Here is an 11,304-nt window from a genome sequence, read left to right on the forward strand (position 1 = left end):
ATAATTTGTTATCCGCTCTCACAGTCGTGGCTCAGTTTTAATTATCATTCCATTTAATCATCCGAGCCGAGACCGTGAGGGGCGGTAGATAACTAACACTCAGGCAAGTTAACAGCCAATCCTCCCATGGACGTTTCCTTGTATATACTTTGCATATCCATGCCGGTTTGCTTCATTGTTTTGATGACTTTATCCAAAGAGATTTGATGCTGACCGTCACCTATGAGTGCCATTCGGGTTGCATTAACTGCTTTCACAGCCCCCATGGCATTTCTTTCGATGCATGGGATTTGCACAAGGCCCAGAACGGGATCACAGGTCATTCCCAGATGATGTTCCATGGCAATTTCTGCAGCATTTTCAACCTGCTCGATGGTTCCGCCAAGAACCGCTGTCAAACCAGCAGCTGCCATAGAAGAGGCAACACCAACCTCACCTTGGCATCCTACTTCAGCGCCAGAAATTGAAGCGCCTTTTTTATAAAGGATTCCAATCGCTGCGGCAGTCAGAAAATAAGTGTAGATGTCTTCGTTGCTCATCCTGTCGTGAGCTTGCTGACAATATTTAAGAACAGCTGGAATAATCCCGGCAGCTCCATTTGTTGGGGCTGTGACAATTCGCCCTCCCGCTGCATTTTCTTCATTAACAGCCATAGCATAAAGGTTCAAATGATTCATAATATCTGACTGCTCAAAAATACTTTTAACCCCTTTTTGTTCTATTAGTTTTCTATACAAGTCAGGTGCCCGTCGCTTTAAATTAAGGCCGCCGGGAAGCACTCCATCATGCTTGCAACCGTTGTTGATGCAGTCATCCATTACTTTGGCTATATCAAGAATACCCTTATGAATTTCTACTGTACTTCTCCATGTTTTTTCATTGACTAACATCAATTCAGCGATGGTCAAGTGATGTTTTTTGCATAACTTCAATAATTCAGTTGCTGTTGCAAAGGGGTAAGGGGGGGGATTGGTATCGGTGGTTGATTTATCAAAGTCCTCTTCAGTTGTAATAAAACCGCCGCCAATAGAGTAATAGACTTGTTCAATCAGTAGATTAGCGTTTCCATCAAAAGCAGAAAATCGCATTCCATTACTGTGTTTGGGTAATAATTCTTTTTGTAAAAATAAAAAATCGGTCGCCTCACGAAAAGGAATTTCTTTCTTGCCGGCCAAATTGAGTAGATTAGAATCAAGGATTTCATGCATTCTTGGGATCATGGAGGCAGGATCAACTGTCTCGGGCGCTTTGTTTTCAAGACCATTTAAAATGGCTTTATCAGTACCGTGCCCCTTGCCAGTAAGCGCCAGCGAACCATAAAGCTCTACTTTGACTCTCTGAGTTTTATCGAACAGATTTTTTTGCTCCAGTAATTGCAAAAAAGCATTGGCAGCTAACATAGGGCCTACTGTGTGTGAGCTTGATGGCCCAATTCCTATAGAAAATAAATCAAAAACACTAATGTTCATCGCCGTTAAAATCTCTTGTTCATTATTAGGGGCAAGTGTAGAAGGATATTACCTTTTTGTCCATTATATAATTAAATGATAGCTTATGACTGGTAATTTTATGTAAATTTAGGCAGAATTACTGGGCGATTTGTTTTTGTTTAATTTTGCTCAATTTATTGTGCAGTATGAGAACTTAAGTGTAAGACTAAAAGGGGATTGTTTATGAAGATGAAATTGGTGACTGCAGCTGTTATGGGGCTTGCAATGTCAACAGCAATGGCTGCAACCGATGCCACATCATTAGCTACAGACAAGGATAAGTTGTCTTATAGCATTGGTGCCGATTTGGGGAAGAATTTTAAAAATCAAGGCATAGATGTTAATCCGGAAGCAATGGCTAAAGGCATGCAAGACGCTATGAGTGGCGCTCAATTGGCTTTAACCGAACAACAAATGAAAGACGTTCTTAACAAGTTTCAGAAAGATTTGATGGCAAAGCGTACTGCTGAATTCAATAAGAAAGCGGATGAAAATAAAGTGAAAGGGGAAGCCTTTTTAACTGAAAACAAAAACAAGCCAGGCGTTGTTGTATTGCCAAGTGGTTTGCAATACAAAGTAATCAATGCTGGAAATGGTGTTAAACCCGGTAAATCCGATACAGTCACTGTCGAATACACTGGTCGTCTGATTGATGGTACCGTTTTTGACAGTACCGAAAAAACTGGTAAGCCAGCAACTTTTCAGGTTTCACAAGTTATCCCAGGATGGACTGAAGCTTTGCAATTGATGCCAGCTGGATCAACTTGGGAAATTTATGTTCCCTCAGGTCTTGCATATGGCCCACGTAGCGTTGGCGGACCTATTGGCCCAAATGAAACTTTAATATTTAAAATTCACTTAATTTCAGTGAAAAAATCATCTTAAGTTTTTTTGAATTAAAGCCATACAAAACCCATCCTTCTCATTTAGAGAGGGATGCTCTCTTTGTAAAGGTTAATGATCTTCATAACAGGTGTCAGCCTAACACCATTGAGGAAATTAAAATATGTCTGTTTTAAAGGCTATGACTCACACTGAGTGAACAAAGGAATGAACAAGCGCCTGTTTATAGTTTTCATTTTAGGTTTTTCTTCCGGTTTACCTATGGCATTAATCAGCAGTACCTTGCAAGCATGGTACGCTAATAATGGCATGTCAGTGCTTGCGACGGGAGCTTTAAGTTTAGTCAGTCTACCTTATGCGTATCGTATTTTCTGGGGGCCAATTCTTGATCGCTACTCTTTATTTCATTTAGGGAAAAGACGAAGCTGGATCCTCACCATGCAGATACTACTGCTCCTGGGTTTTAATCTCATGGCCTGGTTTATTCCAGCTCAATATCCTAAATTGATGGCATTTTTAGCTTTAGTATTAGCCTGTTTTTCAGCCACACAAGATGTGGCAATTGATGCTCATCGAGCAGAATATCTTCCCCCACAGGAATATGCATTGGGTGCGTCTTTGGCTGTTTTTGGGTATCGATTGGCTCTTTTGTTATCTGGCGGTTTGGCTTTGATAATGGCAGAAAAGTTAGGTTGGGCTTTTACTTATCGCTTTATGGGATTCGCAATGGCGATAGGTATGTTGGCAATATTTGTCAGTAAGGAACCCTCTACAGAAATAAAAGAAAAAAGTAATTTTATTATTTCGTTCATTGCACCAGTGAAAGAACTTTTAAGCCGTCCAGGGATTATTTATCTTTTAATGTTTATATTTTGTTATAAATTAGGTGAAGCATTTACTACGACGACTAGCGGTATAGTAATGCCTTTTTTAATCCAAGGCTTGGGTTTCTCTCTAGATACTATTGGCTATATCAATAAAATGCTTGGAATAGTCTCTATCCTGTTAGGCGGTTTAACGGCAGGTTTTTTATTAATGCGATATTCTTTGTATCGCGCATTATTTTTCTTTGGCTTACTACAAGCACTAACTAATGTCTTTTTTGTCATATTAGCGATGTCAGGAAAAAATATTGTGCTGTTAGCAATCGCAGTGTTTTCCGATAATTTCGTCGCAGGGATGGGTTCTACTGCATTGGTTGCTTTATTTATGCGTTTGGTGAATAAACAGTTTACTGGAACACAATTTTCTATGTTAGTCGCATTATCGACTTTACCCAGGATCATTTCAGGTCCTGTAGCTGCTACCATTCAAATGCATATCGGCTGGGTCGGTTTATATCAGTTATCCATCGTTTTCGCTTTGTTTTTTATACCTTTTCTAGTGTTAATCAAGGAGCAAACAAAAGAAAGGTTACAAAGTGATACAGCTGCTACTCCAATTGGTGCAGCTTAATTTCTATTTTAATCAGATCAAAATAGGTTGTTTTATACAGCTCTGGACTAACTGAGGATTAAATAATTGTAGTTTTTGGTATCTGTTTTATTAAAGTTATTTGATAGTTTATTGATTGGTACCGAGGGTGGGACTCGAACCCACACGGTGTCACCACCACCGGATTTTGAATCCGGCGCGTCTACCAATTCCGCCACCCCGGCACGCGTGGTCATTATAGCAAAGAAATAAATTCTAACAATGGGTTAGTTCATTTATTATTTGAAAAATTACATGGTTGATGGCATTTTGATTATTAATTTGACAATTACTTGAGCTTTATTAAATAATGAGATCATATCAAGAATAAATTGGAATTATCAGGATTAGAGTTGATGGAGTCTTTATGAAAAGATATTATTATACACTATTAGTTTTGGCTTTAGCTCATACCAGTTTGAGCGCTTATGCGCATACATGCCCTGATCCTCAAACCACGTCATTACAATGGGGTGTGCCTCCATCACCATGGGTAGAAAATCCTTTTTCCCCCAATAGTCCTCAGGGAGAAGAAAATACTCGTTTCGTACGGGCTAATATTTTAGTCGCAGGCTATGGTCAGGGTGTGACTTGTACTTATAGAAACTCCGTAGGTGATTTTTCTATTTTATGGCAGGTGCGAACCAAAATACCCGCTCGTGTTGATTATAGCTGGATAGAAACGATGGGAGGGTATGTCTGTACACGTGGTTTGAATGAATGTCAGTTTTACGTGGCTGATCCTTCGGCTTGATGTGGATTTAACTCGGTATTAATCCATAAGATAGAATAAATTTTTACCTCATGTTTTAAGGGGAACAGTTTGATACATCCGCTCCCTAACGGTCGCGGCTCGGATTTGATGGAAAACTGAGCCGCGACCGTTAGGGAGCGGGTATATGCAATAATAGCTTTTTGATAATCCTTTATTAAACCCTGTCTTCTGTGATATTAATCATCATTTCCAAAGCTTTTTTGGCATTATTTATAACCCATTGTTGATCGTTGACTGGCAGTCTGTTTCTGGTTCCTGTGAATTCATTGACCACATCACCTGCTTTTACTTCATTGTAAGGCATAGATTTGCCCTGGCGAAGTAAATCTAGGAGAGCGACCAGATGTGGCGGGTCATTGCGAGACATGGTAGCACAACCACATCCGATTCCTTTTTCAGTGTCTTTTTGAGGGGCTTCAGCAAGATTTACAACACGAATTCCAAGGCTTTTACAATATTGCTTTAAGTTTTCTACCATGTGGTTTTCAGTTCCAATGGCATATTTTTTTGTGCCTGCTTTGTCATGGACTACCAGATCCCATATGAATGCAGTAGAACCTGAGTAATCAGCCACTTTGATGACATCATTACGACATTCTGGATGTACAATGGTAGTGTATCCCTGGCTTTTCCAATAATCACACATTTCAGGTTGATAATGGGTATGAACCGCGCATTGGCTTGCGAATAAAATCAACTCTGCTTTGTCAAATTGCTTGAGTGTTTTTTTGTCTTGCTCTGGTAGTGAATAATTAGCGCCGGCAGTTCCTCCAGGCCAATAAGCGAGATTTTTAATTCCCAACCAGTAAGCGACATTTTCTCCCATGTGTTGATCAGGAATAAACAGGATTTTTTTGTTTTGCTTTTGAGCCCATTGAAAAATTTTTTTGACATTGGAACTTGTACAAACCGCTCCTCCTTGGGCACCGGTCATGGCTTTCACACGACCAGAAGTATTCATGTAGCAAACAGGTAAAATATTTTCAGCACCATAACGCTCATTTAAATCAAGGAAAGCAGGCTCGACCATAAAGTCTTTGGCAAGCATTTCCATGGTGCAGCCTGACTTGGGATTGGTGATGTAGACGTGTTGATTTTCATTAGCCAAAATGCTTATGGATTCCGCCATAAAATGAACTGCTGATTCCACTATGACTGATTTTTCAGGGTTATTCGCAGCCATCAAAGCCAATTGGTAGGAGTCACCGATTTTACCCCCAAACTGTTCAATTAATCGAACAATTTCTCCCCCCATATAATAATGGGCAAGAAGTAACAGTTTGTTACCAAAATGATTTTGGGCTTTAGTAAGATAAGGTTTCATCCAATTTAAAACAGTCGTAAGCTTTCTATCGGGTAAAGCCTGATATTCCTGAGCATAAGGAATAAAATCTTCTTGATACCAATCTAATGGATAATCGCTTTGGCATATAGCCATATCATTACGAATAGCCATGAGGGTCGCTTCGGGTTGGTAAGTAGTTGAATTTTTAAACATTAAATCTACCTCTAGTCATTAGGGATTTGTGGGAAGGGTTCTTTCATTATTGTTAATGGGATAGCTTTTACCAAGCTATCCTAATGAACTGTCTGCCTGTCCCAGTTTTGCAATACTTTCCTGGGCTTTGAAATTTTTATTGGGGAAATCTTCACGAAAATGTCCGCCACGTGATTCCCTTCTGGAAAGGGCTGCTCTAACAATCAATTCTGCATTAAGGATAATGTTCCTTAACTCAATAAAATCTCTGGTAATGCAATGTTTCCAGTAATACTCTTCAATAATTTTCTTACGCTTCAATATTAATTGTAGTAGATCTTCAAGGCCTGCTTCAGTGCGCACAATGCCTGCATAGGAGGTCATTTCCCCTCTTAAGCCTCTCCATTGAGCGTTGATTTGACTGGCTCTTCTTGCATTGACTTCTCCTGGAGAGCTCCAGCTGGGGATATGATCGATAAGTTTCAGCGGAGTAGCAATGTCTTTGAGTGTACAGCGTGCCGCATTGGAACCCATGACCAAGGCTTCAAGTAGGGAATTGCTTGCCAGCCTGTTCGCACCATGCAACCCAGTAAAAGCCACTTCACCGATAGCGTATAATCGTGCCAGATCGGTGCGGCCGTCCACATCAGTAAGAACCCCACCGCATTGGTAATGGGCGGCCGGAACGACAGGAATTAAATCCTGACTCATATCAATTCCAATAGATAACAATGTGGAATAAATTTGTGGGAAACGTTTTTTCAGGAAAGATTTGCTTTGATGAGAAATATCCAGATGCACATATCCAGCCTGGCCTTGTTCAATTTCACTAAAAATAGCTCTTGCGACGACATCTCTGGTTGCTAACTCAAGTTGGTCAGGCGCGTATCGTTTCATAAAACGTTCGCCTGTTTCAGGGTTTTTAAGTAAAGCGCCTTCGCCTCGAACTGCTTCAGAAATTAGAAAATTGTTAATAGTGTGATGGTGCAAGAGAGTAGGGTGAAATTGATAAAATTCCATGTTACCCACACGAGCCCCAGCCCTGTAAGCCATCGCAACACCATCACCTGTTGCAACCATAGGGTTAGTCGTATACCTGTAGGTTTTGCCGGCGCCACCGGTCGCTAAAATAACGCATTTCGCAAGAAAGGTGTGAATGCGATTACGTTGGCAGTCGAGTATATAGGCTCCTAATACCTCACCCTGGTTATCTGTCCGGTGAGGATGATATTGAGTAATCAGGTTAACCGCCACGTGATGTTCAAAAAACTGGATCTGTTGATGTTGCCTTGCCAAATGATTGAGAGTTTGTGTTAGCGTTAATCCTGTTTGATCGCCACAATTAAAAATGCGCCGGTGTGAATGGCCACCTTCTTTGGCAAGATGAAAGCGACCATCACTTTCTCTTTTAAATTGAACTTTATACTGATCAAGTTGTTTTATAATATCTGGCCCTTGGCGGATAATAAATTCCACCGCAGGTAAGTAGCATAGCCCATCTCCAGCCAATACAGTGTCAGATATATGAGACTCTAGGGAATCTTCTGGCGAAATGGCAGCAGCAATCCCTCCTTGAGCATAGCGACTGTTACACTCAATGGACTCTGCTTTGCTGATTAACGCAATGTTTAGCCTGGGTTGGATAGCTAAAAGCTGCAGACAATAATGTAACCCTGCTAACCCTGTCCCAATGACAAGAACATCGAATTCGAATGAATGGCCTTGTTGTGAGAGCTGATCATCAGTCTTCTTTCCAAACTCTACTGCGATGGGAAATTGCTTCGTCGATACGGTGCTCGAATCCTCATGTACTGATGTGTACACTCCGGTTCTGTGCTCCGTTTCTCCTTGCACTTCCCTCATCGCAGCGAGTTTAGAAAGAAGCCTATTCATGAAAAAGCCTTGACCAATTGGGTTGCAAGACCTGTATAAGTCTCTGGAGTTAATTTCATTAATTCTGCTTTTGCTTCCTCGGGAATGGATAGGGCTTTAATAAATTGTTTAAGGTTTTCAGCATCTATCATTTGTCCTCGCGTAAGCTCTTTCAATTGTTCGTAAGCATTGGGCTCATTGTAGCGGCGCATGACAGTTTGTATGGCCTCTGCCAAAACTTCCCAGTTTTCGGATAAATCTTTTTGTAGAGCTGATTTATTGATTTGTAATTTGTCATTACCTTTGGCTACTGAATAATAGGCAATCAAACTATAAGAGAAGGCAACACCCAAATTGCGTAAGACAGTCGAATCAGACAGGTCTCTTTGCATGCGCGATTGAGTTAATTTATTGGCAAAATGAATAAATAAAGCATTGGATAGACCTAAATTGCCTTCGGCATTTTCAAAGTCTATAGGATTTACCTTGTGCGGCATGGTTGATGAGCCTACTTCTTCGGCAATTGTTTTTTGCTTAAAGTAGCCAAGAGAAATATAGCTCCATATGTCTTGGGTATAATCCAGAAGAATATTATTAATTCTCACCATAATCTGGGAGACTTCTGCTATGCCATCATGTGGTTCAATTTGAGTGGTATAGGCGTTAAAGGATAAACCTAACGATGTAACAAAATTAGCACAATGCTTACGCCAGTCTACTTCAGGATAGGCTGCTACATGAGCATTGTAATTGCCAACAGCGCCATTAAATTTGGCAGGGATTAATACTTCCGCCAATTGTTGCTGGGGTCGTTTAAGGCGAGCCACAAAATTGACCAATTCTTTGCCCATGGTGGTTGGTGTTGCTGGTTGACCATGCGTTCTTGAGAGCATCGCAACGTCAGCATGTTGTTTTCCAAGAAGCGTAATGCTTCCCATGATCTCAGCTATGGTAGGTTGTATCACTTGAGCTATCGCTTGTTTGATCATTAAAGCGTAAGCCAGGTTATTGATGTCCTCTGAAGTGCAGGCAAAGTGTATGAAAGCAACGCAAGATTTGAGTTGTTCATTTTCCTGAAATTTATCTTTCAGGTAATACTCAACAGCTTTAACGTCATGATTGGTTTGTTTTTCAAATTCTTTTATTTTTTCAGCTTCGGATTCATTAAAATTGGAAATAAGATCAGATAAAAACTTACGAGTCTTGTTATCTAAAGCGGGGACTTCTGGAATAGTATCGTTAGCAGCCAATGATTCAAACCACTTGATTTCGACCATTAAACGATAATACGTTAATGCAAACTCACTAAAATAGGGACTTAATGCCCTGGTTTTATTGACATAACGGCCATCTATGGGTGAAATCGCGTTTAATGCAGTAAGTGTCATGATAGGTAGCTTATTCCGATATTAAAGCGTATATAATATTAGATGCAGAACAAGATGTGAATTAAAGCGATAAATATTATAGAAAATTAGCGTAAATTTGTTCAAGGTGTGTATAATAAAGACCAGGTTTTTAATGGGTCAGGTTATTATTTATGAACACGATCACAGAATCGTATCGAGCCGGTTTATTTCAAAAAAAATATTGGCTACAAAATATTATTGCCGGGGTAATTGTTGGTGTGGTTGCTTTACCTTTGGCAATGGCTTTTGCAATAGCCTCTGGGGCTAAACCGGAGCAAGGATTATACACAGCCATCGTTGCCGGATTAATAGTCTCAATTATGGGTGGCAGCAGAGTTCAAATCGCCGGCCCTACCGGTGCTTTCATTGTCGTTCTTTCCGGAATAACAGCCCAATATGGTATTTCAGGGTTACAAATAGCGACTTTAATGGCTGGCTTTATCCTGGTTCTGTTTGGCTTTGCCCGTTTGGGATCGATTATTAAGTTCATTCCCAGCCCAGTAATCATCGGATTTACTTCAGGGATTGCTGTCGTTATTTGGGTGGGGCAATGGCAATATTTTTTTGGTTTACCTGCAGCTGGAAATGGGCATTTTCATGAAAAATTTTGGCATTTACTTCAGTCTCTTCCTCACCTGAATATCGCGACTACTCTTTTGGGTATTTGTGCTTTAATTATCGTACTGTATTCCAGCAAATTACCAGGACTAAAGCGTATTCCCGGCCCTTTGGTTGCTTTGGTACTGGTTACAATCATACAGTCAGTTTGGCACTTTGAGGGAGTGGCCACTATAGGCAGTCTGTTTGGAGGAATACCACAAGGCTTGCCGGCTTTCACCTGGCCGGACATCACAATGGTTCGACTGATTGAGCTGATTGGGCCAGCCTTTGCTATTGCGATGTTAGGAGCAATAGAGTCCTTATTGTCTGCTGTGGTTGCCGATGGGATGAGTGGAACCAGACATCATTCGAATAGAGAATTAGTTGGTCAAGGGATAGCTAATATTGTGGCACCTTTATTTGGTGGTTTTGCTGCCACCGGAGCGATTGCCCGTACGGCCACAAACATTCGCAATGGGGGCAATAGTCCTCTGGCAGGAATTATTCACAGCATTACTTTGATTTTAGTCTTGTTGTTCCTGGCTCCTCTGGCAGTGGATGTGCCTCTGGCAGCATTGGCTGCTATTTTGTTTGTGGTTTCGTGGAATATGAGTGAAGCCCGCCACTTTATTAAATTAATTCAAGTAGCTCCTCGGGCTGATGTAGTTATTTTGCTGGTTACTTTTTGTCTTACAGTGTTTGTTGATTTGGTCGTTGCGGTCAACGTAGGTGTCATCATTGCCGTATTGCATTTCCTGCGCCGAATGGTTAACAGCATTCAAATTCAGCGTATGTCAGAAGGACAATTATCCCAAGAGATGGCACAAGAAAAGCATTTTGATTTGCCTGAAGGGGTCATGGTGTATGTTATCGAGGGGCCATTTTTCTTTGGTGCTGTTGAAACATTTCAGAGTGCGTTGGCTAATACCCATACTGATCCCGGAGTTTTGATCATCAGAATGCGTTGGGTTCCTTTTATTGATGTCACTGGTTTGCAGGCTATGGAAGAAATTATTTTGAGCTTGCAAAAGCGTGGAGTCAGAGTTTTGCTCAGTGAGGCTAACCCGCTGGTTGAAGCGAAACTCCGTAAAATGGGAATTGTTCAATTGATCGGAGAGCAAAATTTTTATAAAGAATTTTCTCGGGCTCTGGATGTTTGCCGAATTAATGATTCTGACAGAAAGAGTCAGCCTCCCTATGAAGCAGCAAAGCCATTAGCTTCTGTTACCCAGTGATCTAACCCGGGTATCCGTTTGAGTTGAGGAAGCGTTTGATCACTTCCTCAGAAAAGATTACCATGCCTATTTTTATATACAATTCAATTTCTTAAATTTAAAATCTATTCTCCTGGCTTGTCACTGCGTG

8 protein-coding genes and 1 tRNA gene are annotated in these 11,304 nt (G+C 40.8%); 4 read left to right on the forward strand and 5 right to left on the reverse strand.

Going from position 1 to position 11,304, the window contains the following annotated elements; genetic code table 11:
- Positions 1-92: 92 nt before the first annotated feature.
- Positions 93-1,469 carry an L-serine ammonia-lyase gene (locus CC34_RS0102825; RefSeq protein WP_027225221.1) on the reverse strand — a complete coding sequence of 459 codons (1,377 nt, stop codon included), beginning with the start codon at positions 1,467-1,469 and terminating at the stop codon, positions 93-95.
- Between the two features lie 204 nt (positions 1,470-1,673).
- On the opposite strand from CC34_RS0102825, the gene mip reads away from it, so the two are divergent.
- Together mip and CC34_RS0102835 are read left to right on the forward strand one after the other, a co-directional pair.
- Entirely contained in the window at positions 1,674-2,375 is a 702-nt protein-coding gene (mip, locus tag CC34_RS0102830; RefSeq protein ID WP_011214989.1) for a macrophage infectivity potentiator Mip, read from the forward strand.
- A 165-nt stretch (positions 2,376-2,540) separates the two neighbouring features.
- The gene (locus CC34_RS0102835; RefSeq protein WP_028377906.1) at positions 2,541-3,788 is read left to right on the forward strand and encodes an AmpG family muropeptide MFS transporter; all 1,248 of its coding nucleotides are present in this window, start codon (positions 2,541-2,543) and stop codon (positions 3,786-3,788) included.
- 116 nt (positions 3,789-3,904) lie between these two features.
- Here the strand turns inward: CC34_RS0102835 and CC34_RS0102840 are convergent.
- Positions 3,905-3,991: transfer RNA gene (locus tag CC34_RS0102840), tRNA-Leu, on the reverse strand.
- A gap of 182 nt (positions 3,992-4,173) precedes the next feature.
- Here CC34_RS0102840 and CC34_RS0102845 point away from each other — a divergent pair.
- Complete coding sequence (locus tag CC34_RS0102845) at positions 4,174-4,560, forward strand: DUF3757 domain-containing protein (RefSeq protein ID WP_028377907.1); 387 nt, start codon at positions 4,174-4,176, stop codon at positions 4,558-4,560.
- Positions 4,561-4,735: 175 nt separating this feature from the next.
- Here the strand turns inward: CC34_RS0102845 and nadA are convergent, their stop codons facing one another.
- The 3 genes from nadA to purB all read right to left on the reverse strand — a co-directional run bounded on the left by nadA (position 4,736) and on the right by purB (position 9,318).
- Positions 4,736-6,079 carry a quinolinate synthase NadA gene (gene nadA / locus CC34_RS0102850; RefSeq protein WP_027225219.1) on the reverse strand — a complete coding sequence of 448 codons (1,344 nt, stop codon included), beginning with the start codon at positions 6,077-6,079 and terminating at the stop codon, positions 4,736-4,738.
- A 75-nt stretch (positions 6,080-6,154) separates the two neighbouring features.
- The gene (gene nadB / locus CC34_RS0102855) at positions 6,155-7,951 is read right to left on the reverse strand and encodes an L-aspartate oxidase (RefSeq protein WP_134921735.1); all 1,797 of its coding nucleotides are present in this window, start codon (positions 7,949-7,951) and stop codon (positions 6,155-6,157) included.
- On the reverse strand, positions 7,948-9,318 hold the full coding sequence (gene purB / locus CC34_RS0102860; RefSeq protein ID WP_028379137.1) for an adenylosuccinate lyase: 1,371 nt from the start codon (positions 9,316-9,318) through the stop codon (positions 7,948-7,950). The genes nadB and purB overlap by 4 nt, the downstream gene beginning before the upstream one ends.
- A 152-nt stretch (positions 9,319-9,470) precedes the next feature.
- Between purB and CC34_RS0102865 the strand changes: the two genes are divergently transcribed.
- Positions 9,471-11,174 carry a SulP family inorganic anion transporter gene (locus tag CC34_RS0102865; protein ID WP_028377909.1) on the forward strand — a complete coding sequence of 568 codons (1,704 nt, stop codon included), beginning with the start codon at positions 9,471-9,473 and terminating at the stop codon, positions 11,172-11,174.
- The last annotated feature ends 130 nt before the right edge of the window (positions 11,175-11,304 follow it).

The sequence above is a fragment of the Legionella pneumophila subsp. fraseri genome (assembly GCF_000586315.1).
GTDB classification, from domain to species: Bacteria; Pseudomonadota; Gammaproteobacteria; order Legionellales; family Legionellaceae; genus Legionella; species Legionella pneumophila_B.